Raw genomic sequence first — 25,938 nt, 5'->3', positions numbered from 1 at the left:
ACTCCTCGATATGTATGGTTTTAACCCGTGGCGAAACGTCTACCTTTTGCAACGCTAACATTTTCCATCTGTGAAGGGTCGTTAATTCTTTCATGACGACCTATGCCATTTGAGCAAAGACAAAAAAAGACCAGCCTATACAGCTGGTCCTATCGCGGTAGGTGTTGAACAACAAGGGTGATTGTTGGGGAAAGGTGTAACTCCCACGCTTAACTTACCACGACCAATACCTGTTGGCTACGTGCGTGGGAGCATCTTTACAAACATTTAAAAGAAGAATGTTCCTGGAAAAATATTATCGAATAAATGTTTTCTCAACGGCAGCCTCGTTTAACAGGCAGGAGTTGGTATTTTCTACATTTGATGAACAACGAAAAAAAGCCAACCCTCTCGGTTGGGTGGCTTTCTAACGGTATCACTACTCAAGGGGAGTAATGGGGAGGGGTATCGCTCCCAAAACCACCTTATCATGCATGCAGGTATAGCACGACCTTGGAATCTTTATCTTAATAAAGGTTTAATAATCTTTCTGGAATGGAGGAAATTTCATTAATAACAAATCAGATCATTAGGCCATCAAGAAGCATTGGTTGGGGTATTCTTTCAAAAGGCGTACTTTTTGACATGGTTATTGACACATTAAAAGATATTTTTAACGTTGCTACTTTTCCGATGGGTAAAATATGAGATAGAGCATCTTAATGAAAATTATAATATTGTTTGTACTCTATATACGGTCCATGAAATTTTGAATAAAAACAAAAAATACCAGCTATATTAGCTGGTTATCATTCATGTCAAAGCATAAACGACTGCTTCAAACGGTCGCAGGGTGATTTCCTTTGGCCTCTCCGACTGGGCGGCTTCGTAATTATTTAAGACCAGCTCCGGGGCCTCGGCTTTGAATTCTTCAGGGAGCTCACAGGTTGTTTTCGTATCATACAGATTCACCATGATAAGCATTTTGGTGCCCTCAAGAGTTCTTGTATATGCCATCACCTGCGGGTGGTCTGGAAGCGCAAGCTCAAATGAACCGTATACAAGCGTTCTCCATCCCTGACGCAGCCGTATTAATGTTTGATAGTAAGCAAATACAGACGGCGACCTCTTTTTTTCCTGTTCGACATTAATGGAAGAATAATTCGGATTAACCTTCAACCACGGAGTACCTGTGGTGAAGCCAGCTCCCGGCCCACTGTCCCACTGCATCGGGGTGCGGGAGTTGTCGCGGCCAGTTTTCCAGATTGTTTTCATAATATTTTCGTGCGGCGTTCCTGCCTGACGTTCCTTATGATAAAGGTTCCGAATGGCAACGTCATTGTAATCTTCAATGGAGGGGAATTCGACGTTGGTCATACCGATTTCCTGCCCCTGATAAATAAACGGGGTCCCCTGCATGAAAAAGTACATCGTTGCGAGCCCCGTGGCTGTTTCATACCAATAGTTATCCGCATCTCCCCACGTTGATACGGAACGCGGCAGGTCATGATTTTCTAAAAACAAAGCGTTCCAGCCGATACCGTCCAGCCCCTTCTGCCACTTAGCAAAAATGCCTTTCAGGGCAAAAATGTCCGGCCGGCCGTCGCCTCCTTTTCCCCATAAATCAACGTGGTCAAATTGAAAGATCATATTAAATTTGCCGTTTGTCTCCCCAACCCATGCGTCCGCTTCTTCTATGGTTACGCCGTTGGCTTCTCCGACTGTCATAATATCGTAATGGTCGAACGTTTCTTTCTTCAGTTCCTCAAGGTAGGTCTGAATGCCCCGCTGATTTAGATGGCCGTCGAATGAAGGCGGATAGTCTTCATTCGACGGATTCGGCACATCAGGAAGGCCCGGCTTCTTTTTAATATGAGATATAGCATCTATGCGAAATCCATCAATTCCTTTATCGAGCCACCAGTTGACCATGTCGTACAGATCACGGCGGACATCCGGGTTTTCCCAGTTCAAGTCCGGCTGCTTACGGGAGAAAACGTGCAGAAAATACTCCTTGGTATGCTCGTCCCATTCCCAGGCCGACCCTTCAAAAATAGATCCCCAGTTATTTGGCTCCCGGCCATTTTCCGGCTGTCTCCAAATGTAATAGTCCCGGTATTCACTCTCTTGGGACGAACGCGATTCAATAAACCACGGATGCTCATCGGATGTATGATTGATGACCAGATCCATGATCAGGCGCATCCCCCGCTGGTGAACTTCCCCAAGCAGCCTGTCAAAGTCCTCCATCGTCCCAAATTCCGGCATAATCGCCTGGTAATCACTGATGTCGTACCCGTTATCGTCGTTTGGCGAAGCATATACCGGGCATACCCAGATTACACCGATGCCCAGCTCCTGCAGATAGTCGAGCTTCGAAATAATTCCGGCTATATCGCCGACTCCGTCCCCGTCTGCGTCCATGAAGCTTCTCGGGTATATCTGATAAACAACTGTTTCTTTCCACCATGCCTGTTCCATTATTAATTCTCCTTTTGAGTCCATTTTCAAGGTGTGATTTAAGCTTAAATAATTTCTATTAAAAAGAGTACTAAGATAAATATTACTTTAGTTCGTCTTTAACAATGCACGAAGAACGCTTAACGAGATGATGAGGAACAATGGTGTGTTGAATATCTTTGTTGCCTGAACGCATTAAATGCACTAAGCTTTCCGCTGCCCGCGCTCCTAAATCGAATATGTGAATATCCACTGTCGTAAGGGGCGGAGTGGAGAGCTCAGAAAGCATAAAATTATTAAAGCTGACAATAGAAACATCATCTGGCACCTTTTTGTTCATGTCCTGGATCATTCGCAGTACCCCAAAAGCCATCATGTCATCTGCCGCAATTATTGCAGTGGGCGGGCTCGAAAGTGACATTAATTCGATAGCCGCTTCCTGTCCGCCTTCTTTAATTTCTTCCCGGTAAACAACATATTCTTCCCGGAATGGAACTGCCCTTTTCGCCAGGGCATTTGTATATCCCTTTAGGTGGTCTTTCGTTACCATCGAGTTCTCATTTCCGCCGATAAATCCGATTTTTTTATGATTAAGGAGCAGCAGGTATTCTGTAAGCATTCCGCCCGCTTTCACATTATCATTATTAACGTAGGATATTTGATCTAAGTGTGCAGACGGACGTCCAATTAGTACGAAAGGAAAATTTTTCTCCAATAGAAAAGGCATGATGCGGTCGTTCTCTTGAGAATACAAAAGAATAATTCCATCCACCCGGCTTTCCACTACCATTTTCACCACTTCATTGTAAATTTCGTCCTCCGTCTGCCCTGTAGACAGATACAATCCTATATCTTTATCATGTATTTCAGACGTAATCCCCCTAATCACTTCCGGAAAGAAAGGATTTTGAAATGTCGACTGGGCCGACCTCGGCATTACAATACCTATAGTGTTTGTCGTGTTTTTAACTAAGCTTCTGGCATGGTAATTTGGATTGTAGTCCAGCTCTGTGATTGCTTCACGAACCCTGCGTGCTGTGCCGGGGCTAATTTTAGAGCTATTAGCAACGACCCGAGATACCGTAGACGCCGCTACATTCGCACGTTTTGCCACATCTTTTATCGTTACAGCCACTGTAGGTCCCTCTTTCCTGCCAGCTCTCATGGTTTACCCTTTTGTCGCTCCAGAGGTGAGCCCTGAAATTAACCACCGCTGTAAAAGTAAATAAACCGTTGCAATTGGTACTGCAATTAAAACAGAACCAGCTGCAAAGCGAGTGAAATTATTTGAAAATTGGTCGTTAACAAAATTAAATAAACCAAGCGCCAGCGTAAAATTTTCTTCACTTCTTAGTATAATGCTTGGGAGCAGAAAATCCATAAATGGCGTCATGAAATTAAATAATGCCACTACAGCGAGTATTGGTTTTGCAAGCGGGAGCATAATTTTAAACAATACAGAAAAATGTCCTGCTCCATCAATTCTTGCTGATTCATCCAATTCCTTAGGGATTGTATCAAAATATCCTTTTACAAGGAATGCATTCATCGGTATTGCTCCGCCCAAATAGATCAAAATCAGCCCTAAAAGTGAATCCAGCAACCCTACTGTGTTTAATAAAATGTATAGAGCAACCATACCCATTAACACAGGAAACATTTGTAGAATTAAAAATGTGTATATGCCATACTTTCTCCCGCGGAAACGGTACCTTGAAAAAGAATACGCGGTCAGGGCTACAAAAAATGTAGCTACAATAGAAACCGTAGCGGCAACGATAAGCGTATTTTTATACCACGTTACATAATTACTTGCGGGATCCGTAAAAAGCCAAATGTAATGCTCAAACGAAAGATTCTCTGGGATAATGCTCGAAGAATACAGGTTAGTGCCTTCGTTTAAAGATAACCCAAACGTCCAAAGCAGCGGATAAAAAATAATGATGAACATTAACGCTATTACTGCATAAATTCCAGTTACTTCCAAACGGGATTTCATACGTGCCGACATTACCTCTACCCCTCTTCCTGGAATGATTTTGTGCGTCTGAATTGAAAAATAGCAAATATCGCAATCATCAGACCCATAATTAATGATATGGCTGCCGCCATGTTAAACATATTATTCTGGAACGTAAGTTCATAAACCCAGGAAATTAATATATCCGTTCCTCCGGCATTTTGTCCCCTCACTGCCGGGCCGCCTTCATTAAATAAGTAAATGATATTAAAATTGTTAAAATTAAACGAATACTGCATGATCAGCAGAGGCGCCGTGGCAAATAATACGTGGGGAAGCGTGATAAATTGAAATTTTTGAAACTTGGATCCGCCGTCGACGTCCGCTGCTTCGTACCACTCTTTAGACACACTTTGCAGAACCCCGGTAAATAAAGCGAAGACAAATGGAAAACCGAGCCACACTTGAATCATAATCAAAGCCGTGCGGGACCAAAGCGGATCTGTGAGCCACGGGACACTCTGCCCAAATAATGGTTCCATGATTCCCTGATTGATGGCGCCAAAATTATCATTAAACAGCGCAGCGAATATAAGGATTGTTACAAAAGCAGGCACTGCCCACGGAAGAATAAATACCGTCCGGATCAACTTTTTCCCTTTTATTCTTTCATCGTTTACGAAAACTGCCAGCACGAGGGCCAATATAATTTGAAGAGTAGTAGCAACAAATGTCCATACGAGTGTCCACGAAAGTACAGATATAAACGTTTCCCGCCAAATAGGTACATTGATAATGTTGAGAAAGTTTTCAAATCCCACCCATTCCAACAGATTTCCGGGCGGTGCATTGTACCGATCGTAATTCGTAAAAGCAAGTAATATCATAAAGAGCAGTGGAAAAACGACGACAAATATAAGCAGTAAAAAGCCAGGTGTTATAAGCGCATATGGAAAAATAGCGTCCCACCAGTTTTTAAATGCTTCTTTCACCGAGGGAAGGACCCAGCCTTCAGAAATTTTCACAGCGTCCTGACGGGCATCCACGAAGTTAAAAATGTAAAATCCTGCTCCAACTATTATTAAAAATAGTGATAATATTCCTTGAATAATTAATGCCCGGGAATCATCAAGCCCGGGGATAGTGCCGAGTGTTCGCAAACCCCATAGACCTACACTAATAAACTGAAAAAAAGATATAATAAAAGCAGCCGCCATTACAAAAAGAATGGTTCCTTTAATCCATCTCCTGTTATACCACTGCCCTGCTCCAGGGATGATACTCAAAAGTACAGCGAGACGCACACTATGCCGGGATTGTTTATTATTGGTTGAAAGTGTCCTTTCGTTTTGCATAAGAACCTCCTGCCTAATTATTGAGCGCGGACTTTCACACTTTCTCAAAAGCCCGCGCCATATTTTTATAATTTAAACTTATTCCTGCAGTTCAATTTCTTCTTTTATTTGACCTTCTGCTTCTTCAAGCACTTCTTTTGCGGCAGCTCCCTCTGCGATGTATTCATGCGCGTCTGCCATCGGATCCCATACCTGCGTCATTTCCGGCACGTTTGGCATCGGCTCTGCATATCTGGTCTGTTCAGCAAATCCTGCAAAATATTCGTCTTCCTGAATGAGATCTGACTCTACAACCGCTGTATTCGTTGGAACTTCTCCAGCAGTTTCAAAATATATTTCGGAGCTTTCTTCGTTGGTCATAAATAACGCCAGCTCTTCCGCCCAATATTTTCGATCCTCTTCGACGAAATTAGAAACCATCCACCCCTTTACTCCCGAAAATGAAGTGAGCTCTTCGCCGTCTTCTGTCGTTGGCAGCGTGGCTACTCCAAGGTTTTCTTCACCTATTGCTTCTTCATACCCCCGCAGAGCCCACGGCCCACTTACAACCGCTCCAACATCCCCGCTTTCAAACAGTCCATTCATTACATCAGCAGTTATTCCCTGAGGGATATAGCCCTCTTCGTACCATGAACCAATCATTTTTCCACCCTCTACCGCTCCGTCAGTAGCAAGTCCAATATCTTCTGTATTGTAGGTTCCGTCTTCATTTTGCTTAAAAACGTACCCCCCATAAGCTGTGACAAACGGATAGGTAAAATAAAAGTTGGCTGCTTCCATCAAAAATCCATACTCATCATTACCTGCATCCGTGTGCTCTTCGGCTGCCTCTTCAAGTTCTTTCAGGGTCTCCGGCGGTTCCTCCAAAATTTCTTTATTGTACAGCAAAGCGTAAGTTTCTGTTACCGACGGAATTCCATAAAGCTCTCCGTCGTATGTCATTGCCTGTATAGCTTCTTCCTGGTATTCATCTAACCTTTCATCCTCTGCATCCAACGGGGATGCAAGCCCCTGGAGTTGAATATCGCCAATCCGGTCATGCGGTTGAAAGAATAAATCGGGACCATTGCCTGCCGGGCCGTCCAAAGAAATTTTTTCTGTTTGTCCATCAAAATCCTGGCGTGCAATTTCAACTTCAATACCGGTTTCTTCAGTGAAGTTTTCTGTGATTTCTTTATAGGCGTTTACCTGCCGGTCCTCATCATTTGCCCAAATTTTTAAGCTTTCTGGTTTATCCGGCTCTTCGTTGCCCGAACTGCCGCCGCTCTCCTCAGCACCTCCGTCTCTGTCCGGTGCACATCCCGTGAGTATAACTGCTCCGCTTAAAAAAGGAATCGCCAGCCATTTAAGTCTTTTTTTCATGTCATTTCCCCCTACTTTTGGTTATGAAAGCAAACGTTTGCATTTAAAGCATTATTGAAATCGCTTTCAAATTTAATTTTATTATATTTACAATCGTTTTTAATTGCAATAGTAAATGATTTATAAATTTTTCTTTTAAGGCAAACGTTTGCAATATTTTCGTTTTAAACCGCACGAATCATAGTATAACTCGTATAAATATTGTTCCTTTTTCTGCTACAATCTTTACTTGACGAAAGGTAGCATCTCCGCAGCTTAGACACTGTGGAGATGTTCCGATTAAAGCTATAACAGTCCTTACTTCCTTTGTTGTAAGTTAGGGAAATTGACTGGTTGTGACTGCAACTGTAGTAATACAAAATGACTGAGAAATTATGAGAGGAGATGAGACATCTCAAAAGGAGGAAAAGACCCTCCTTTTTCTATAATCAAAGGCTCAATCAATACTTAACATAATCGCGATTATTAGTAGTCTGTAAATAAAAAAGCAAAACCTCATTCATAGGCTTTGCTTTTTTTAGGTATGTACTTAAGAAAGAACTCGATAATAAAAGATAAGAGTAACCCCAGCTAAAGCATAGAAAAAACCGACGAGAAAAATAATAAAATTCTTCCTGAATTTATTTTCACGATTAACTAGAGCTAAATATAAACTTGCTAGAGCGAATACCGCATTATAGAGCATACTGGCATAGACACGGTCCAAATAGTCGGTCACACTTAACCAGGTAATAATCGTAACCGTTCCAAACACCCAATAGCTAAATAGAGAGGTGTACAAGATATCCCAAAATTTATTCATGTTTCAACCACGCACCTTTAACATAAAAAAGTCCAGGATTCCCCTGAACTTTTACTTTAACGAATAATATTCCTAATGAAATCCATCCAAAATATTAAATTGGGAGGAAGAAGGTCACAGTTTTAGAAATACCACTTGCCGCCCATTTTGGAATGGGGGTCGTGTCTACAATCGCATTAGTCATTGCTTCTTCCACACTACTTACGATTCCTACATAGTGATCCATGACGTTGGCAATCCCCACCACCGATATAGCAGCTTTCCATGTCTTTTTCCGTTGAGAACCTACTGGTAACTTATCAATACCACTATTGATGTACCCGTCTACTTTGTTTACATTATCTTTTAAGTATTTAGAGGCCTGCTTAATAGCGATCGAGCCTTTGCTTTGGGTCGTGAAGTCTCCTTCGGATTCATTCGTAACAGAGTGTTCTTCCAATTGTTGAATATCCTCGTATGTCATTTCTTCGAAGACTTCTTCTTTTTCTTCAGCCGTCCATTCATCACTCGTCGCTTTTCCTTCTTGCACCTTATGTACCGTTTCCTCACTTGCAGCATTGGCATTTCCTGCAAAAGATACACTTAGAGAAGAGGCTAAAAAAGTGGCAGTTAAAGGCATAATGAGCGTTTTTCGATTGAAATACTGTTTCATTTTGTCACTCCCTTTGCTGTAATTAACTTTAAATTAACATTAATTGTAAAAATTGGAAGTGATAAAACGAATTTCGTTAGAAATAGACGGGGACCACTTACACCAAAATCCATGAGAAAAGTTTATAAAGTAGTACCTTCAAACCACACCAAATGGCTGTTATTAGTATTACTGATTTAGCAGAAAAATATATTCTAACTGTACGATTTCAACCCTATCATCGTAGTGGATGCTGAACGTTTTCATTTCAGGAACGATTCGATTAAAGATATCGGTAACTGATGGTGTATTTGATTGTCGTTGTCGCTATTTTCTAGAACATAAATTAAAATAGTATTCTACTTTTGTGTTTTTCATGGAACATGTATCTATTTCACAAGATACTCCTGGTACCGTCTCTCTGTTCCCTAACTTGTTTCGGTTGGTATTCAGACATGCTTGCCTCCTCACCCTCTCTATTGCTTCTAATCTTATTTGTGGGCACAACTAACGTAAAGATACATATACCCGCATCAAGAAAACACCTAGCGTGTCACATAAAGTCTTGCTAGTACCTCGTGAACATAACGGTTCTTATCGGAAGTTGCCTCTTAACTTAGAATATTAAATTTAAGCTTTTACATAAACGTTTCAGTTAACGTAAAAGTTTATTTTATATAAGGAATATACATAATAGCTTTTAATAGAGTCCTAATGAAGATTTTATTTCACTAATCCCAACGGGAGAATTTCATTGCCAGATGTGTAAACAAAGGCTAAGGACTTTAAAATAACAAATGGCTAAGACCGATAAATAACAATATAAAAGTAATAACTCCTAAAGCTATCTTGATCAAAGTCAATAAAATATAAGCCATTGCATAGATTAGAAAAATGCCTATGACAATAACCATCGGAGTAATAATCGTCACTACTATAAACGTTTGGGGAAATATAAGAAATAAAAATAAGGCTGACAAAAGAAAACTGATAAGTAAAGAAAACCTAACACTCGTAGGCAGTGCGGCAATCTTTTGTCGGCCAGCATCTAATGTGCTTGCTATCATCGTAAAATCGGTACCTCCCTATACTACTTGTAACGTTCTTCTAAGTAGTCGGCAATGTTGGCAATCATATTAAGATTTGTTGTTTTATATTTATAAGCTAGTTTCTTCAAAGTTTTTTTATCTTCGGGATGAATTCGTATCGTAGGTGATTGTTGAAGTTTAGATACCTTATCTTCTAACTCTAATTGTTCTTGCGTAGCCATATATTGTACTCCTATTTCCATGAGATGAACCATCGTGGTTTCATTCATAACAGCCATTTCTTTAAGCCTTTCTTTATCTTCTGGCGAACAATGAATAGAAACATACTTGGAGGTGCTGCTTTTTAAAGGGGTAATGTCTGTTGCTCCTTTCCTCGAAGGCTTTACTTCAATATCTCGTGGTTGAATATTGTTTGTGGTTGGTTGGTTTTCTTCCCGATCTATCGTGGGAAACTGTTTTTTCGATCTATTTTTGTATTTGCTCATAAGTGTTTTCGATCCTTTCTAGCATGTCATTTTCTTTTTCTCGATGCCTATACAAAGATTGCTTATCGTGCTTATATTGATCAATGATCTCGCTGAAACTGTTTCACTCGTTCACGATCAAATATTTGACTGTTAAGCATGTCATCTTTTATTTGATAATCATTCGACATGGCCGAATCACAAACAAACGGATCTTTTTGCTTCGTTTCTTTCAAGACACCGAAGAATACTTAAGATGGATAGCTAAGGGTTATACCATGTCATCATTACCTTTGAACTTGCTAAAAGTAATAGCGTTTACTTTCATTAATCATAACCCTTACCAACGTAGTTCTCCTAGTGTTTTGAAACATTGTTTACAAGGAAACGAATGATTTCCTTAGCATTAATTAGAGTGATAAATGCTTAATGTATGAGGTTTTGATAAAATCATTTTTTATACCATTTTGATACCTTTGCTTCAATAATAGGAACTCCTGTTACTTTTGCTAGTGTCGCTCGATGATTACCGTATTTAACTGTATATATGTTCTCGTCCACATAATGATTAAGTTGCAAGGTATTCTCCCAATTAAAAGCATAGGTGCATGTGCGGCCATCTGCAAAATAATCATAATAGCTTTTCAGATCACTTGCTAGAAACAGATCAAAGTTGTCTTTCATTCGAGTAAAACTGTTGTCTAAATCATCGTAAAAACGAACATGATCGAACCATGACACGCCTTTTTCCCCTCTTATTATAAGAGCTTTAATACGATCGACTGGAACAAGTTCGGTCACTTGCCCAGCCTTCTTATCAAGCTCATACTGTTCACTTTTTTGGTCCAATAATTCATTCGTTTCGATTTTCATGCGTTCAATATGAGAAGGGCTGACGCCTTTTTGAATTAATTGTTCCTCCAGGTCATGAATCATTTAAATCATCATTTTCTGGTTCAGTATTTGTTTCATCTTCTATTATTGCTTTTTCTTTTTTTACAAAGCCTTGATTAATCATATTTCGTAAGTAATTTTGTAAGGTAGTAATAAAGTTAGGAGTTAACATTTCTGTTATATCTAAATTAAGTTGTTCAATATTATTAGCCAATTCTTTACTCAATAGGTGTCCTAATTGTTCCATCTCGTAAGTTGCGTAACTGGCCGGAATGTTAAATCCTAAATTAGAAGCTCCCGTTATTGGTGTACCATTTATTGTATTAATAGCAGAATTTAAAGATTTAGGGCTTGAATGAATATTATTAGATGCGTCCTTATATTGCTCTCCCCCCTGTTTATTTTCACGGGTAGCTTTAAAGATTTTATGAAAAGTAGCATTTTCTTTTGAGTTTAAATTTAAAAACGGTTTAGCCCAAATATAATCACTTCTATCGTTTACAAACTCAGGCCCTTTTTCTTTTTTTATTTTTTGTATTTTCTTGTTTAAATCTCTTATTAATTCTTCATTTTGCTCAGTTATCCCTAATTCTCGTTTTTTATAATCTATATCTTTTTTATCCATAACTATTACATAATCAAGGTATCGATCAGCAGCTTGTTCTCCACGTTTATAGATGAATTCTGTAATAACTGTTAATTCATGAAGTGTACGAAATCTCGTTAAAGCACCATTTGCGAATCCACCCTTCACCAAATAGATTATTTCAGAGAATAAAGCACATGCTCTTAAGTATTGAAGAAATAATAATTGATTGAGCCGAGAAGGATTTTTTACGTTATACAAATGCTTTTCAAATAAATAGAGAAGGTCACGACTTAGAAGATCAGCTGTTTCTAAATAAAAAAACTCTGAACCATAAGTTTGTTCTAGCCAATTAAGAAACCCATTGAATTTAATCCTAATTTCTTCTCGTTTTTGATAAGCAAAGGTATTGAAAATATCAATAATATCATCACGATTTTTCTGATCGACAACCATATTTTGCATTTCTTTACTAATATCTTCGATACCTTCTGTTATTTCTTCATCATTAAATTCCTCTTTATCCGGATTATTTTCTATTAATTTACTTTCTAACCATTTGAGGACTAGAAGTGGTGATAATCCTTCACTTTCGTCAAGGGCTGATTCGTTATCGGTTGCTCGAACAAAATTGCGAAACATATTTTAATCTTCTTACATTACAGTATTTGAAATTTTAAAGACTATTTCTTTTCTTAATTCGTTTTACCGTAGACAGGCCGCAGTTCATCCGTTTGGCTATTTCCTGTTGGCCGTATCCTTGCTCCAGAAGGTTCAGAATCATGTAGTATTTGTCCCGATGCTTACCTTCGGGGCTAAATTCGGTTTGACGGCCCTTGTACTTTCCCTGTGCCTTTGCAATCGCTATGCCTTGATCTTGGGCTTCTTTTCGTTGCTTCCATTGTTCTTCGGCCATCCACGCAAACACTTCTTTTAAGAGGTTCATTACCATCTGCCCGACAATTTCCATTTCCCCGTATTTCCGGGTGTCTAAGATTGGCATATTCAACACCACGATATGCACTTTCATTTTTGTTAAGACTTCCCACTCCTCTTTGATGCCTTCCATGCTCCGGCCGAGCCGGTTCAGATCATGGATGAATAGGGTATCTTCCTCCCGTAAAAAGGCTTTGGCTTCCTCCCAGCCTTTACGCTTCATTTGTCGGCCGGAATCTTTATCCGTGAAGATTTTTTCGCATCCGGCTTCCCGGAGTAACTGCATCTGCCGTTCTAAATTCTGTTCATTGGTACTTACTCTTGCATAGCCGATATGTTTGCCAGCCATATGGTTGCGCTCCTTTGTTTAGTTCTTCGCATTAATCGGTTCGGTATGCGTACAAGTCGGATAATGATTGCATCCCATAAACGCCCCGTGTTTCGATGTACGCTTTTCCAGACGGCCGCCACATGCCGGACATTTCCGTTCTTTCGGCTTTACGGTTTCAACTACGGTCTTGGCATCAAGGGTCGGATTCACCTGCAAGAGCCACCGCTGCAAGTCCTCCCGATCAAACAGCTTCACGCCCGTTTTTTCAGCTCCGTTTTTGGCGCTTTGGGTGAACAAGCTGTTCGTTAAGACCCACGCTTCATTGGCTTGGAAATAGGTTTGAGCAAAAAAGACCTCTTGAACGGCTTTTACACCCACTTTGTTATGTACGCCGTAACGTTTGGCCTGTACGACAATCCGATGGTCTTTATCCAAAATAAGATCCGCTCCGTAGTCGTGAGACGCCTTCGACCCTTTGGCCTTGTATTGCAACTGCCGGAACAGCTCGACCAGAAAATGCTCGAACTGTACCCCGTCCATTTGGTCGATGGATGGAAGGCCGCTGTCGATGATGCGTTGAAACTGCCGTTTTTTCTGCCACCATTGGTAGAGATAAACCACCCCTTGCCCCAGGAACACCAAAACAATCAGCACGATCACGGCTGTTATAAGCATGGAAATGGAGAAGCCTTCCATCGTAACGCTCCCTTTTCTCTTATCGTATTTTCCCTGTTAGACGGGAATTAGTTCTTTGGCGAGAAACACCATCATTAATAATGTGATTCCAGTTATACCAAATTTTGTAGCGAGTTCTTCATTTTTCTTCACCAAGAACAAATACGCCGTGGCCGCCACTATCATTACCATAGCGATGCTCCATAAAACATCAACGACGGCTTCCAGTGTCTCAATGGTCGTTGTGATCGAACCCTCTACATCCACCGCAGAGAGGATGATATTTCCCATACTAAGCACCGTCACGAAACAAGCAATCGCAAACGAAATCCAATCAGCTTTTCGGTAAGACTGAACAAGTATGACCACGAACAAGATCAGAAGCACAATATTGCCAATAAGTATCACAAAATCCCTCTTTCCTTTAATGCTTCTTTCATATAGGCATTTGATTTACTATTATATCAGCCCCAATTAGGAACACCATAGCTGGTAAACCGAGTTTTAACGTAAGTTCATCATCTTTTTTAACAAAGAATATCAAGGCTATGCCCGCCACCGTAATGAACAAAGCTATGGTCCAAAGACGATCATAAATGCCTTTCATCGTTTCCAGACTAGGTAATGTGCCAGTACCAGTTCCACCCATCATAATGAAAACAATCATGCCGGATATACCGGGAAGAAGCAAAACTGCCATAAAAATAATATCACCAAATCTCATTCTAATCTTCCTTTCTTATTTGGTTCGTTTTTCACTTTTATTGTAGATCGTGGTTTTTAATAGACGGCCGAGTAGATGATAAACATGAGTGCTATATGCGATGCGGCCGCCGTTCCAAAAACAACCTTCGTGATAGCGTGCGAACGGCCAAGTAAGATCACACCAAACACGATCAGATGAACCACTAAAAAGCCAAGAATCGTTATGGAGAGGGTCTGGCGGTCAATGCTGTTGAATAGTTCTATGATGCTCATGGTAAAAACTCCTTATTGATCTAATGATGTTTTCTATACGAACTGGTTTAATCAAGCTACAATCAAGGCTATCAAAAGAAGGAATAAAGCACTGATGCCTATACCGACCATATACTTTTTCATTCTTCGATCACTAATGATTGCTAGTTCATTCAACAGGCCCAACGGCACGAACAAAAGCATTTGAAGCCCGTATATACTTATGGCTATGTTCATTACTATTTCCGTATTAACCCCTCCTTGCTGTCTAATGTAAATGAACCATTTAAAAGAACCTTAAAAAACATTGCTATGCCAGCATTTCTCTTTTGTCCTTTAGGGTATACCCAAAAGGTCTTTTAGAAGAAAAAAAGAAAACGAGCTTTTACTTACTCGTTTCTTTAAAAATTACATTACTCATACAAATCTTCTGGAGCAATAGCAGCTGTCCAATGGTAAGGTTGAATATCTGAAAGGGTTTTGAATACTAATTCGTTTTCTTCTGGTATGGTCACTGCCGCTTGAACATCTGACCCCCAGTAAAATAACCGTTCCTGACATATACCACAGGGAGATAATATTTCAAATTTAGCATTTTCATCATCACGAACAATACACAAAGAATGTGTTACCTTTTCTCCTACTTTATGAGCTTCTAATATAGCTCCTGTCTCGATACAAAGTTCCGTAGAAGCATTAATAACTTCTGGAGCTATACTCGTTAAAATGGTACCGTCTTCTAATCCTATTGCCGCTGCACCTCCCCAACCAGTAGGATACTTCTCTTTAACTAGATCGATAGCTTCTTGATATAATTTTTCCTCGAAATTCATGATTACCCGCCCTTGTTATTAAATTATTCTAAACGTATATAATGTTATCATTTTCCATAAATTCCATCCATATGATAATTAAGCATTTCATTTATATGTATTAAAAAAGTCTTATATCTCTGAAATTTTTTCCAATTTGTTACAATGAATATACACATTTCAACTATTGGGGGAAGATAATGTTATTACATGGGTTTTTTCTAACAATGATTATTATTGGTATGTGGTTTCTTATAAAAAATGCTTCAAGAATAAGAAAGATTAAATTCATTCTAATAGGCTTTCTTGGTGGTCTAGCTTCTTTGTTGTACATTTACGCTCTTTTCATCAATCCTCAGTTCAATACTCTAGGTTTTATTAATTTGCATGCTTCTATTGCCTTAGCAGGTTTGTTCACTTTAATTTCTATATTACAGACAAAACAAAGATTCTAAGTTTTGTTATCTCGAACGATAAAGTATCGACATTAACAAGAAAACGATATAAAAGAAGATGCCGAAGTACGCAAATAATATACCGTAAAATCCGAGTTGAGGATGGATAAACCCAGCTGAAAAGCAAAGTATTGATAATAATCCTATTATCAGTGTTAGAAGAAAATATCTTCTATTCATCTTTGAAGCATTTTTAATAAAAAAAACAGTTCCTAAAGCAATAAAAGAAATGAATATAGTAAAGAAGTAGAAAGACAAAGTTAGATTCTCCTTCTTAAATTGGCGACTACACTGTAAAGATTTTATACATCCTAAAAAAGAAAGGCTTTCTTTCCAGCTTCTTTGTTTTAGCGTTCTATCATTCGCAACCGCACATAAATTTGTATCATAATATATCCGGCAACGATCATGATTAATGCTGTTAATAAAATTGTATTTGAATGTTCATAACTGGTGAAACCCAAGATAAGCATAATCGTTCCAATAAAAGCTAAATAGAAACCGCCAATACGAGCCAATTTATTTGTATCTTTTACCCTTCTATAACTAAATTCTCGAAGAAAATAAAGATTTTTTCGTATACCAACCAAATAAGCAAAGACCCAACTAAGCAATCCAATAATAATTAGCCCAACGTGCATATCCCAACAATCCTTTCCCTCAGCTAAAAAGAATCTTAAACGTTTCAAAAACGCTTACGAACCAACAACTCCATTCATAAAGAATTGCTACTTTCGTGAACGTATATTAATGTTTTAAATGGAACGAAATTACAAACAACCTGAGGAGGCCTCTTCGTGTTTACATCCATTCTTCAACTTCCTTTTCAGCCACGGAAGCAATTTGCTTTTTTAACCAATCATTACTCGCTTCCACTAATAGCATTTATTATTCTAGGTATTAATCTTTTACAAGCGTTTATTAACGTTTACATTTCTCCGGACACTAATCAGTCTCCCCTTCTTTCAAATACCTTCTGGTTTTTAATCTTCACTATCTTAATTTTCGTATGTGCTGTCTTTATAACACCTTTGATTTTGAAAGGCGCAAGCAGTATTAATGATCATCCCATCTCTTATCAAAAGGCTTTTTGGGTTAATGTTTCCACGATTATTCCTTCGCTTTTTTTGCTACCGATTACGCTTATTGGATTATTTCTGTTTCTCATGCAAGGGACCGCCTCAGCATTATTTTCGCTCGTCTATGGAATACTCGAATGGCTTTTGATTATCTGGGCATTTATTGTCACTGTCGGCACTATTCAGATCGCCGCAAATACGAGCAGAGCGAAATCGTTAACAATCGCTTTCACGTACTGGTGCTTTACCATCATAGTTGGCGTCGTCGTACTTTTGCTTCTAGGAGGCTTTTTCGTGGCGTTTTAGCTTTTTTCTATCAAGATAGAGAGGTGTTCCCAGCACCTCTTTTTTTATGCTTTTCTTGCTCTATTCATCTAGAGCTTTTTCGTTATCTCTTTCGTACCTAGCAATGCCGATATTAATTAGTATTGCTAACGCCGGGAGCAATAGGATAAACCATAACGGGAATACGTACATGCCACTAATATGAATGATACCAATGATTATCAATAACAAAACAGATAATGTTCTAATACTATCCACTTTCTTCCTCCCTTCTTTTTTCTTTTCCTTTTTCTAATCCTGTTTATATTTGATCTCGAACGGGATTTCCTTCTTCATCTAATAGAACGGTTAAACCATTTCCATTCCCTATGGACGAATTGATATAGTTAATGCCTGTTTCTCGATCAACAATAATGGAAACTTCCCCAAGAAATGAAATACTGTTCTTGTGTTTGAGATAAAACCGTTGGTCTTGTTCCTCTTTTTTTCGTCCAAACACAGCCGTCACCCTCCCCTGGCATGATTTACTGTTGTTCTAATGTCAGAATGTCGATTGCTTGTTCTTCGGTGTCTAATTCTTTCGCATACAGGCTTTTGATTTTCGCTTTCGCAGCTTCTTCGTGATCGGCCTGAATCTCTCCCTCTAAGATGCTAGGGAAAAAGTGATCGGTAATCGTAAAAGCAAACTGTTGCATGGTTGCTCATCCTTTCTAGTATCTCATTTTCGTTTCATTAATTCATTAATCCGTTTCTGCCACTGAAAGATTTGTACCACTTTAATGAAAGTGAACAAGGACAGAAGCAGTAGAACGGCCACAATCGCCAGCCATGAGAACCATTGTTGTAACCAGAGGGATGCCGAGGACACCACCATGAGCATGACACTAACGATTAATAATTGCTTGGAACTGCTGTAAATTTTCGCTTCCAATTCTTCCATGTTCCAGTTTTGATTCATGTCGATTCCTCATTTATCTATCTTTTCTCAACGTCTAAACCTATCATAACATTCAAACCAAAAAGATACAATGATACAATGATATTTTAATTAATAATTTAATAGATATTAGGAAACAATGATTCAATGTTTATTTAAAAATCCTGTTTAAACGAACGCTTGTTCGTGTATACTAAGTAGTAACGAAAGGACGTGATACCCATGAAATCTACCAAACTCACACCGAACAGCAATCTCCGTTGGGAAAGTAGTCGCATGATTCTCCCGGAATGGCGCAAGCAATGGCTCCAACGGCAGGAAGCCCAAACGTGGCAGGAGCCGCCCGAACTGGACGACCAAATGATCGAGGAAGTGATGCAGATGATTCATGACGGCATGGCCTATACGTGGCTGTTGGACGTCACGTACTGGCAGAACGGCCAGTTTCACACGGCGACCGGCTATGTGGCCCGTTTTCGGGATGCACCGCCGCAGGTCTGGCTTCAAGTAGGGGGAGCTGTGGCAACGATTCCTTTTCAACATATCCAATCCGTGACGTGGCAGGGATAAAAGGAGGGCGAACCGATGAAACGAGTGGTGTTTTTGATCGACATGATGAGTTTTTATGCGTCCGTCGAAAAGGTGTATCATCCGCACCTGTCCCGGCATCCGGTCGTGGTGGCCGGCGACCCGGACCGGCGCAGTGGCGTGATTCTGGCGGCCTGTCCCGTGGCGAAAAGCTACGGCATCAAGACCGCACAGGCGCTTGGGGAAGCCCAATCGCTTTGTCCCGAGGTCACAGTCCTTAAACCCCGGATGCAACGCTATATCGACATATCCACGCAGATCAATGAACTGTTTTTAACCTATACCGATCAAGTGGAGCCGTTCTCCGTGGATGAATCGTTTATCGAACTCACCGGAACGGTCCATCAGTCCCGGCCCGAGCAAGCCGCTAAACGTCTGCAAAAAGCTATTCTACGACAATTTGGCATCTACGCCCGTATTGGCATTGGAGAAAATAAAATTCTGGCGAAAAGTGCGTGTGATCTGCAAGCGAAAAAACGCCCTGGAGGCATCTTTTATCTTCACAAGAATCGCCTAGCCGATGATTTTTGGCCGTTTGCGATTGGGGAGCTGTTCGGTGTCGGCAGTCGCATGGAAAAACACTTCATGCAAACCGGCATCCGCAAGATCGGCCATTTAGCCACGTACCCGGTCGAAGAATTACAGCATCGGTGGGGTATTAACGGGGAGCTGTTGTGGCAGTATGCGAACGGCATGGACCCGTCTCCGGTGACACCCGACACCCATCAACAGAAAAAGAGCATCGGCCACGGCATGACCCTGCCGAGGGACTACCATCAACGCACCGAGATTTTTGTGATTTTGCGCGAACTGGCCGAAGAAGTGGCCCGCCGCACCCGGGACGAACGATTAATAGGGAATCAACTGTCGTTAAGTATTGGCGGCACATATGAAAACCCGGTCGGCTTTTCCCGGCAACTAACTTTAAATATGGCGACCAATGACGGCCGGGTGATTTATCACGCCTGTCAGAAGTTGTTTGATCGGCACTGGCTTGGCACACCGGTCCGGCGCATTGGTGTGTCGCTGGAAAAAGTCGAACCGGACACGCACCGGCAGTTAAGTTTATTTGATGACGTGGAGGACCGGTCCTCCTTGAACCAGACGCTTGATGCTTTGAAAGACCGGTACGGCGGCGGCATTATTATGTATGCTTCGTCCTTGACCGATGCCGGTCAAGCCCTCGAACGATCGAAAAAAATTGGAGGTCATTACAAATGAACAAGCCTATCCGGGACCCCCGTTCCCCTCATTACATCGGTGATTTGCTGTATCATGCCCGAACGTCCAAAGATTTAACCGTGAACGACGTCTGTACATTCAGTATGGTGTCGAAGTCGGTCTATGAAGCCTATGAAATGAACCGAGTGCCAAACATCGGTTTTCGGGAAGCCGAAGCCTTAGCCATGCTGCTAGACCTTTCTCTGGATGATCTCATGTGTCCGTATGATTAAATCCCCACGGTTCACAGCATCAACCCTAACGTTCATTTCTTTTGTTTCCATTTCCTAGTAGAATAATAGCAGAGATTATATTACATTCTTTGATGTTCGAGGGGTGGATTTCTACGATGAAGGAATGGCAGATAGGAATACTAGCCGGTGTTTTCGTCACCATCAGCATCATTTTGTTAGATACTTTTTTTGCGTTGCCCTATCTCATTGAATTGCTGATAGCCATTGTCTTTTCAGTGACGTGTACCATTATAGGAAATAAATTGTTGAATGATCGAAAAAAGCATTCCAGCCAAAAAACATAAAAAAACGGACCCAACCCGGCCCGTTTTTCCTGTGCTTAACCGACAAACGTATTTAGGAATAGAGAGAAGGAAGTGCCACCTTCTCCTATTCGTTTTTTATTGTATCATATAGTCTGTTGATCGAACGAAAAGAACGGACCCGTAATAAGTCCGTTCCGTGCATCCACTATGATACATCTAAGGGGAATAGGTTAAGGATAGGTGTGTCCTTATCTATTCTCTTTGATTCTAGCACAACGCCTTGATGTAATCGAACAATTAGCTTCTGTTTGCTTATGGTGACATTCCCATTGAAGGAGACGATTGTTTGGCTTTTGGCGGTTGCTTCTGATTCTGTTGAACGCCCAGCTTTAATTCCTCGTTCCAGTCTTTCGTGTTGGTCGGCCGATGATCGACAATCGCATCATGATTAATATAGTCTTTTAGCTTGTCGTGAAAATGCGCTCCGGCCGCATCGTTATCAACGGCCGAGATCACCTGCGTCACTTTATGCCCGTCGGCCTGTAAATCCTGTAATCCTCGTTTGACCGCCTGTATTTTCAAGCCACTCATGCTCTGCAATCGGGTATTTTGCACGTCTCCCTGTTTTTCCGACCAGTAGGAAAGGGCATCAATCGGGCTTTCAAACAACGCAATCTTATCAATGTTCTGGCCGACATTGATCGCAAAGCCGCCATCTTCGGCTGAACTTTTGACCACGCCTTTAAAATGCTTGCCGTTCTCCATCGGTTGTGTTCCCTGCCGATCAGCGCCGATCGTTTCCCCGTCCCGGTCTTTCCATTTCATCACGCAGTTGTCTTTTCGGTCCTGCACGATCAAATCTTTCTTTAAGCACCAATCGACCACTCGTTCATCCACCTTCCGATCATTCACCAAGTAATCCCGGACGTTCGAGGTATCGGCCACCTCATAATGCGACGGGTAGGAAAACGGCTCTTTCTCCACCTGTTGAACCGGCTGGCGGTCGAGCGCATATTCATGCTCATTGATACGCCGGACGGCATCGGGAAAGGAGAGATCGTGATAGGTCATCGCAAAATGAATCGCTCCGTAGCCGCCTTCCTGTCGGCTGTTCCAGTAGTATTTTTCGCCCTGAATGACTAAGCTGTCGTTGTCCACCAAGTTATAATACGGCGGCTGGCCGTTGCCCTGCTGTTTGACTTCTAAGCCATTCGCATCCAAGTAATCCATGATTCCCACGGTTTTGGCCTGTTCGATTTCCTCACTGTTTACTCGACGGTTGGCCATGCGTTCTCCCTCCTTTCTACATGCTCATGCCGTTCTGCCGGACAGTCTGCCGGGTTTGCGTTTCCTCCACGGTTTCCTCTTTCGAGACCGTTTTTTTGCCTTCGCTTTTGAACGGCCATGAGATTTCTTGTTCCGTCGTGGTTTCGCCTTTGACCCGTTGTTCCAATCGGTCCACCGTATCCACCGTCAGCACGTTCTGATCGACGGCCTGTGCTTTTAAGGCTTCATAGGCGTTTTGGCTTTCCACCCGATCAAGCACCGTTTCCATATCCGGGTTCTTTTGCCCTTGTTCGTTGGTGACATGATCGTGATAGGAGGTATAAGCCGATGCCAACTGGACGCTTTGATTGACCGCTGCCCGGTCCTGTTGACGCTCTTGAACGTCCGTGGTCGTGGCTTGATGAATCGCTTCGGCCGTTGCCCCAGGAACGTACCCATGTTCTTCGGTAAACGCCTGTACGTCCTGTCGTTGGCTTTCATAGAGGTCCGAGTTGTCCATGCTGGTGTGTCCGTCTTTGTGTTCTTGAATCTTCACCGCTAAATCCTCAAAGGTTTGTTCAAAGGCTTCCGGCGTATAAATCTCTTGCAGGTACGATTGATCGTTCAAATGCTCCTGGTGAAAGGAATAGCCCTGTCGATCAAGTTCCGAGTTTAAATCATGGTACGAGCCATCCCCGATCTCCAGCCGATCAGTTGCTATCACTTGCTGGTCGTTCGCTTCATCGGGCGGCATCACAACCTGTACTTTCGTTTTGTCATACCCGATCTCTCCCATGCTGTTCATGTTCGCTTGGGCTAGGGCTTTATCCATGTCCGAAAGAGCCATCATGTGGCCCTCTATCTTCGTTTCCGACCATTCCACATAGGCTTGTGGTTCTTCGATCGTTGGGTCTACGATCTTAATATTGTTATGACTAGCCAGCTCCGGGTCTTTGAGGCCGTTAAAGGCTTGCACTTCCTGTTCGACCGTTTCCCCTCGAACATCCCCATGTGCCAGCAGGTTATTGCCATACCGATCTTCAAAGGTGGACCGGAAGGTATCAGCATCCATATCTCCAATCGTTTGAACGTTCCCATTGGCGACTACTTCATAGTTTTGGAATCGTTCTTGTAATTCATTGGTGCTTGCTTCTTCGTAGGTGTTTTCGATCTTTAAATCATCTTCCAAATGCGTAATCATGTCATACGATGTATCTTTGACACCTTGAAGCAATGCCACTTTGTCCGTTGTCGTATCATGCTGTTGGTTGTAGGTATGCAGGTAATCCAGACTGTAATCGCTTGTATCCAGTCCAAAATGCGTAGCCACGGTATAGGCCGTCATTTCCGCTTGAAATTCCTTCTCCGAGTGCGGCAGGTCCTTGCCTTCCTTGTCCCGGCCATGCAGTTGAGCGTGAGCCGCTTCATGGATGAGGGTTTTCACGTTCTGGAGTTCATCGTTCCGGGGATTGAGTTGAATCGCCCGGTGAGAGGACGATGCCCCTCCGGGGCTGGTCTGCGTGTACTCGATGTACTGGCCTTTGGCCGCCCCGAGTTCTTCCATTGGTTCGGCCAGCACGTCCACGTTCATGTTGTTGCTGTACCGTTCCATCGAATCGTAAAAGGCTTGATAGTTTTCAACCGAGCCTTCCAGCCATTTGTTTGGATAAATCTTCGGCAAATCGTCAGCCGTGGCGTTCGTCTGCGCAATATCGAACACATGCTGAACCTTGTAACTCATACGGTCTTGAACGTTGATTTCGCCCCGGTCGATTTTCGCTTTTTCCTCTTTCGTAGCCTTGTTCAACCGTACCTGTTTCGTTTCGCCGTTTTCTTCCCGGTCAAAGGTTTTATACGGAGCCGGGACCAGAATCTTGTTTCCTTTTTCGCCTTTCTGAACGGAAAAGCCCTGTTCTTTCCAGAACTGAAAACCACCTACGGCGTTTGCTCCCGGAAACTGTTTTTGAATCAGCGTGGAGTTGCCGACCGAGTAATCATAGAACTTGCTCATGAAGTTCAAGTATTCTTTCATGTTGTCCGAGGACTGAAAGTAACTATCCACTTGATCGTTGCGATCTTCGGCTAATTGGTCTACTTCCTGCCGTCTGGTTTCGGCCGATTTCTTTTTATATGCCATGCCCATATCCTCCTTTGTTATCGCACATATCCATCATCATCCACGCCCACATCGAGATCCTTTAGGGCCGGATTATTGGCTTCGCCTTGCATCAGATCACTGTCAAAAATCAATCGTTTTTCATCCATATCAACCAACACATATTCCATATCCGTTTCTACGATCATGTCTTGGAGCAAAGACATATCGTTCGCACCTAAAGGAATCACGATTTCTTCTTTAGCCGCATACACCACCACATCGTTGTCTCCGATTTCTTGAATAAACCCAAACTCTTGTCGGCCCATATTTATCCTCCTTGTGTGTGATTTTTCTTCTTCTCGTATTCCGCTTTCCGTTGTTGCAGGTTCGCAATGCGTTCATTCACTTCTTCTTTCGCTGTTACTAAGGTAGGCGATTCATAATCACTGGTCGTCATAATATGCGAGACGTCATTATGAATCATAAAGCCGTTCATCAGTTCCAGAAGCATCTGCGAATTACGGTCCGTGTTGTTCACGCCCAGCTGTAATCGTTTGAAATGTTTATTCATTTCCTGCTCCAACTTCCGGTTCATTTCCGCCATCATCATGGACGTGTTGTAATCCGTTTTTCCTTCGATCATGTTTTGGTGCTTGTGTTCTAAAATGATTTCATTAATCGTTTTCGATTCGCTATCTATATTCCGATTCTCTTGTAATTCTTGAAGATATTCATACGCTTCATTCGATAGACGGATACGCATTTGTTTCGTCATCATAAGGATTGCCCCCTCTGGTTGTTTTGAATGTTTCGTTGCATCTGTTCATAGGCGTTCTGGTTCTGATAGCTGTTCAGTTCGGCGTGGACCACACGATTCAATCCGTACTGTATCTGGTTCAACGCCCGGTTCTTTTGAAAGTTTACTCGTTTGTCACTCATGTTCGAGGAACGTTTCTTTTGTTCAATGTTTTTTTCCTTGTAATCGTATGATTTCATTTCTTGTAAGAAGGTGTTTCCCATTCGTTTATACAGATCATCTTTTTTGTTTTGTTTGTAATCTTTGTACCGAGATTCGTTCCCTTCCCCGTACACTTTTTTCAGCATCTTTTCTTCTTTGTTCAATTTTTGATCGAGCTGTTTCATTTCTTTGGGGAAGTTCTTTTGTAAATATTTTTCGGTCAGTTTATCCAGATCGGGCTTCACATGATTAATGTTTTGATACCCGTATTGCCAGTACCGTTTGTTTTCCGGCAGTTGCTTTTTGATCGCCAGAAAATCTTTTTTCATGCCCCGGTCCATGCCTTTCATGTCCGGTTGTTCTTTCTTTTTATTCACGATTTTATTTCGCATCAGATCATTAATCTCTTTGTGTTCAAACGACCGGTCTTGAATCTTATTGACGAACGTAGACCGCATCCCTTCCAGTGATTTCAGTTTTCGCCTTCCCCGTTGATCGTCACCCGGTTCCATGTCCACGGCGGCCAAATGAATATGAATGTTTTTGGTGTTATGGTGAACAGCTCCGGTCCACGTCATCGTGTCTTTAAAGTTATTTTTTTCGTGCATATCAGACACCGCTGTGCGCGTTATTTCTTTCAATTTCTTTTCATCTACCTGTTTCGTTGTTGGGTCGTAGATGCCGTTTTCCTGTAACCACTCATTGTCAAAAGAAATCACGTCTTTATACAAAATGCTTCCTTTTTCTTGTCCTCGTTTAAATTCTTTTTGCACCTGTTCTTTTTCTTCGTTCGAGAGATCATCTTTGTATGAATTAAATAACGATGTGGCTTTTTGGTCATCATCCATATAATCATTGTAGGAAGCAAAATCCTGTTCGTTTTTTGCTTCGTCCCGGTCCATATAATTGACGTAATTCGAGAACCGCTTATCCCCCATTGTTTTTTTCGGTATCGAAAATTCAGATGTTACAACGACCGCCGTTTTGCTTCCGATTTCCATGCGTTATCCTTCCTCTCGTACCGCATCCATATCGTCACTCATACTTTCCATCCATTCGTTTTGTCGTTGCACCTGTTCACTGAATCGGTTCAGGGCTTCGGTGTTTTTTTCTATTAATAGTTTGTGTGCTTGATCGGTTTCGTTTAGTTCCTTTTGCATCACATAGTTTTCAATCAATTCTTTCAAGTAATGTTGTCGGGAAAGCCCTCGTTGTTTGGCACGTTCGTCAATGTGCTTGACCACGACCGGGTCTAATTCTCGTACTTTGATTTCCATATTAATGCTCCTTTCGTGTAAC

Annotated in this window: 32 protein-coding genes; 5 read left to right on the top strand and 27 right to left on the bottom strand. The window is 41.6% G+C overall.

What is annotated here, in order from left to right; translation table 11 throughout:
* Nucleotides 1-792: 792 nt before the first annotated feature.
* The 18 genes from B5066_RS00545 to B5066_RS00455 all read right to left on the bottom strand — a co-directional run bounded on the left by B5066_RS00545 (nucleotide 793) and on the right by B5066_RS00455 (nucleotide 16,349).
* Nucleotides 793-2,460, bottom strand: a complete 1,668-nt coding sequence (locus B5066_RS00545) for a glycoside hydrolase family 13 protein (RefSeq protein WP_079474020.1) — start codon at nucleotides 2,458-2,460, stop codon at nucleotides 793-795.
* An 82-nt stretch (nucleotides 2,461-2,542) separates the two neighbouring features.
* Nucleotides 2,543-3,574, bottom strand: coding sequence for a LacI family DNA-binding transcriptional regulator (locus tag B5066_RS00540; protein ID WP_079474019.1), 1,032 nt, complete (start codon nucleotides 3,572-3,574; stop codon nucleotides 2,543-2,545).
* Nucleotides 3,575-3,607: 33 nt separating this feature from the next.
* A complete protein-coding gene (locus B5066_RS00535; RefSeq protein ID WP_079474018.1) occupies nucleotides 3,608-4,450 on the bottom strand; it encodes a sugar ABC transporter permease in 843 nt (280 codons plus the stop codon).
* A 5-nt stretch (nucleotides 4,451-4,455) separates the two neighbouring features.
* Entirely contained in the window at nucleotides 4,456-5,754 is a 1,299-nt protein-coding gene (locus B5066_RS00530) for a sugar ABC transporter permease (RefSeq protein ID WP_079474017.1), read from the bottom strand.
* Between the two features lie 78 nt (nucleotides 5,755-5,832).
* Nucleotides 5,833-7,116 carry an extracellular solute-binding protein gene (locus B5066_RS00525; RefSeq protein WP_079474016.1) on the bottom strand — a complete coding sequence of 428 codons (1,284 nt, stop codon included), beginning with the start codon at nucleotides 7,114-7,116 and terminating at the stop codon, nucleotides 5,833-5,835.
* A gap of 896 nt (nucleotides 7,117-8,012) precedes the next feature.
* Complete coding sequence (locus B5066_RS00515) at nucleotides 8,013-8,570, bottom strand: hypothetical protein (RefSeq protein WP_079474014.1); 558 nt, start codon at nucleotides 8,568-8,570, stop codon at nucleotides 8,013-8,015.
* Between the two features lie 764 nt (nucleotides 8,571-9,334).
* Nucleotides 9,335-9,616, bottom strand: coding sequence for a hypothetical protein (locus B5066_RS00510; RefSeq protein WP_079474013.1), 282 nt, complete (start codon nucleotides 9,614-9,616; stop codon nucleotides 9,335-9,337).
* Between the two features lie 23 nt (nucleotides 9,617-9,639).
* Nucleotides 9,640-10,083 (bottom strand): hypothetical protein, encoded by a 444-nt coding sequence (locus tag B5066_RS00505; protein ID WP_079474012.1) that lies wholly within the window; start codon nucleotides 10,081-10,083, stop codon nucleotides 9,640-9,642.
* 429 nt (nucleotides 10,084-10,512) lie between these two features.
* Nucleotides 10,513-10,998: a hypothetical protein gene (locus B5066_RS00500; RefSeq protein WP_079474011.1), complete on the bottom strand. Its 486-nt coding sequence runs from the start codon at nucleotides 10,996-10,998 to the stop codon at nucleotides 10,513-10,515.
* Nucleotides 10,988-12,184, bottom strand: coding sequence for a DUF5677 domain-containing protein (locus tag B5066_RS00495; RefSeq protein WP_079474010.1), 1,197 nt, complete (start codon nucleotides 12,182-12,184; stop codon nucleotides 10,988-10,990). Before B5066_RS00495 ends, B5066_RS00500 begins: the two co-directional genes overlap by 11 nt.
* 34 nt (nucleotides 12,185-12,218) lie before the next feature.
* Nucleotides 12,219-12,827: a recombinase family protein gene (locus B5066_RS00490; RefSeq protein ID WP_079474009.1), complete on the bottom strand. Its 609-nt coding sequence runs from the start codon at nucleotides 12,825-12,827 to the stop codon at nucleotides 12,219-12,221.
* Between the two features lie 18 nt (nucleotides 12,828-12,845).
* A complete protein-coding gene (locus B5066_RS00485; protein WP_079474008.1) occupies nucleotides 12,846-13,505 on the bottom strand; it encodes a restriction endonuclease in 660 nt (219 codons plus the stop codon).
* 36 nt (nucleotides 13,506-13,541) lie between these two features.
* Nucleotides 13,542-13,859 (bottom strand): hypothetical protein, encoded by a 318-nt coding sequence (locus tag B5066_RS00480; protein WP_143745363.1) that lies wholly within the window; start codon nucleotides 13,857-13,859, stop codon nucleotides 13,542-13,544.
* Between the two features lie 61 nt (nucleotides 13,860-13,920).
* The gene (locus B5066_RS00475; RefSeq protein ID WP_079474006.1) at nucleotides 13,921-14,208 is read right to left on the bottom strand and encodes a hypothetical protein; all 288 of its coding nucleotides are present in this window, start codon (nucleotides 14,206-14,208) and stop codon (nucleotides 13,921-13,923) included.
* Between the two features lie 56 nt (nucleotides 14,209-14,264).
* Nucleotides 14,265-14,462 (bottom strand): hypothetical protein, encoded by a 198-nt coding sequence (locus B5066_RS00470; RefSeq protein WP_079474005.1) that lies wholly within the window; start codon nucleotides 14,460-14,462, stop codon nucleotides 14,265-14,267.
* Nucleotides 14,463-14,513: 51 nt separating this feature from the next.
* A complete protein-coding gene (locus B5066_RS16625) occupies nucleotides 14,514-14,678 on the bottom strand; it encodes a hypothetical protein (RefSeq protein WP_179123991.1) in 165 nt (54 codons plus the stop codon).
* A 176-nt stretch (nucleotides 14,679-14,854) separates the two neighbouring features.
* Nucleotides 14,855-15,274 (bottom strand): cytidine deaminase, encoded by a 420-nt coding sequence (locus tag B5066_RS00465; protein ID WP_079474004.1) that lies wholly within the window; start codon nucleotides 15,272-15,274, stop codon nucleotides 14,855-14,857.
* Between the two features lie 781 nt (nucleotides 15,275-16,055).
* Nucleotides 16,056-16,349, bottom strand: coding sequence for a DUF3784 domain-containing protein (locus tag B5066_RS00455; RefSeq protein ID WP_079474002.1), 294 nt, complete (start codon nucleotides 16,347-16,349; stop codon nucleotides 16,056-16,058).
* A gap of 156 nt (nucleotides 16,350-16,505) precedes the next feature.
* On the opposite strand from B5066_RS00455, the gene B5066_RS00450 reads away from it, so the two are divergent.
* Nucleotides 16,506-17,093: a hypothetical protein gene (locus B5066_RS00450; protein ID WP_079474001.1), complete on the top strand. Its 588-nt coding sequence runs from the start codon at nucleotides 16,506-16,508 to the stop codon at nucleotides 17,091-17,093.
* Nucleotides 17,094-17,373: 280 nt separating this feature from the next.
* Here the strand turns inward: B5066_RS00450 and B5066_RS00445 are convergent, their stop codons facing one another.
* Genes B5066_RS00445 through B5066_RS00440 form a run of 3 tightly spaced genes read right to left on the bottom strand, consistent with a single transcriptional unit; the run spans nucleotide 17,374 to nucleotide 18,030 of the window.
* Complete coding sequence (locus tag B5066_RS00445) at nucleotides 17,374-17,571, bottom strand: DUF6440 family protein (protein WP_079474000.1); 198 nt, start codon at nucleotides 17,569-17,571, stop codon at nucleotides 17,374-17,376.
* Between the two features lie 25 nt (nucleotides 17,572-17,596).
* The gene (locus B5066_RS16620; RefSeq protein ID WP_179123990.1) at nucleotides 17,597-17,767 is read right to left on the bottom strand and encodes a hypothetical protein; all 171 of its coding nucleotides are present in this window, start codon (nucleotides 17,765-17,767) and stop codon (nucleotides 17,597-17,599) included.
* Between the two features lie 23 nt (nucleotides 17,768-17,790).
* Entirely contained in the window at nucleotides 17,791-18,030 is a 240-nt protein-coding gene (locus B5066_RS00440; protein WP_079473999.1) for a hypothetical protein, read from the bottom strand.
* A 201-nt stretch (nucleotides 18,031-18,231) separates the two neighbouring features.
* Between B5066_RS00440 and B5066_RS00435 the strand changes: the two genes are divergently transcribed.
* From B5066_RS00435 to B5066_RS00420, 4 genes are all read left to right on the top strand, one after another.
* Nucleotides 18,232-18,579: a YolD-like family protein gene (locus B5066_RS00435; protein WP_079473998.1), complete on the top strand. Its 348-nt coding sequence runs from the start codon at nucleotides 18,232-18,234 to the stop codon at nucleotides 18,577-18,579.
* Between the two features lie 15 nt (nucleotides 18,580-18,594).
* Nucleotides 18,595-19,818: a DNA polymerase IV gene (locus tag B5066_RS00430; RefSeq protein ID WP_079473997.1), complete on the top strand. Its 1,224-nt coding sequence runs from the start codon at nucleotides 18,595-18,597 to the stop codon at nucleotides 19,816-19,818.
* Entirely contained in the window at nucleotides 19,815-20,051 is a 237-nt protein-coding gene (locus B5066_RS00425) for a hypothetical protein (protein WP_079473996.1), read from the top strand. The genes B5066_RS00430 and B5066_RS00425 overlap by 4 nt, the downstream gene beginning before the upstream one ends.
* A 116-nt stretch (nucleotides 20,052-20,167) precedes the next feature.
* Nucleotides 20,168-20,356: a hypothetical protein gene (locus B5066_RS00420; RefSeq protein WP_079473995.1), complete on the top strand. Its 189-nt coding sequence runs from the start codon at nucleotides 20,168-20,170 to the stop codon at nucleotides 20,354-20,356.
* A gap of 273 nt (nucleotides 20,357-20,629) precedes the next feature.
* Here the strand turns inward: B5066_RS00420 and B5066_RS00415 are convergent, their stop codons facing one another.
* Genes B5066_RS00415 through B5066_RS00390 form a run of 6 tightly spaced genes read right to left on the bottom strand, consistent with a single transcriptional unit; the run spans nucleotide 20,630 to nucleotide 25,916 of the window.
* Complete coding sequence (locus B5066_RS00415) at nucleotides 20,630-21,604, bottom strand: DUF3991 domain-containing protein (RefSeq protein ID WP_079473994.1); 975 nt, start codon at nucleotides 21,602-21,604, stop codon at nucleotides 20,630-20,632.
* A 16-nt stretch (nucleotides 21,605-21,620) separates the two neighbouring features.
* Nucleotides 21,621-23,720 carry an ArdC family protein gene (locus tag B5066_RS00410; RefSeq protein ID WP_079473993.1) on the bottom strand — a complete coding sequence of 700 codons (2,100 nt, stop codon included), beginning with the start codon at nucleotides 23,718-23,720 and terminating at the stop codon, nucleotides 21,621-21,623.
* A 17-nt stretch (nucleotides 23,721-23,737) separates the two neighbouring features.
* On the bottom strand, nucleotides 23,738-24,007 hold the full coding sequence (locus tag B5066_RS00405) for a hypothetical protein (RefSeq protein ID WP_079473992.1): 270 nt from the start codon (nucleotides 24,005-24,007) through the stop codon (nucleotides 23,738-23,740).
* A 2-nt stretch (nucleotides 24,008-24,009) separates the two neighbouring features.
* A complete protein-coding gene (locus tag B5066_RS00400) occupies nucleotides 24,010-24,459 on the bottom strand; it encodes a hypothetical protein (RefSeq protein ID WP_079473991.1) in 450 nt (149 codons plus the stop codon).
* Nucleotides 24,456-25,640, bottom strand: a complete 1,185-nt coding sequence (gene mobP2, locus B5066_RS00395; RefSeq protein WP_079473990.1) for a MobP2 family relaxase — start codon at nucleotides 25,638-25,640, stop codon at nucleotides 24,456-24,458. The genes B5066_RS00400 and mobP2 overlap by 4 nt, the downstream gene beginning before the upstream one ends.
* A gap of 3 nt (nucleotides 25,641-25,643) precedes the next feature.
* Nucleotides 25,644-25,916, bottom strand: a complete 273-nt coding sequence (locus B5066_RS00390; protein WP_079473989.1) for a hypothetical protein — start codon at nucleotides 25,914-25,916, stop codon at nucleotides 25,644-25,646.
* Nucleotides 25,917-25,938 lie beyond the last annotated feature (22 nt).

Source organism: Marinococcus halophilus (assembly GCF_900166605.1).
Taxonomy (GTDB): domain Bacteria; phylum Bacillota; class Bacilli; order Bacillales; family Marinococcaceae; genus Marinococcus; species Marinococcus halophilus.
The sequence above is the reverse complement of the archived record's forward strand: the minus strand, read 5'-3'. Positions and strand labels throughout refer to the sequence as shown.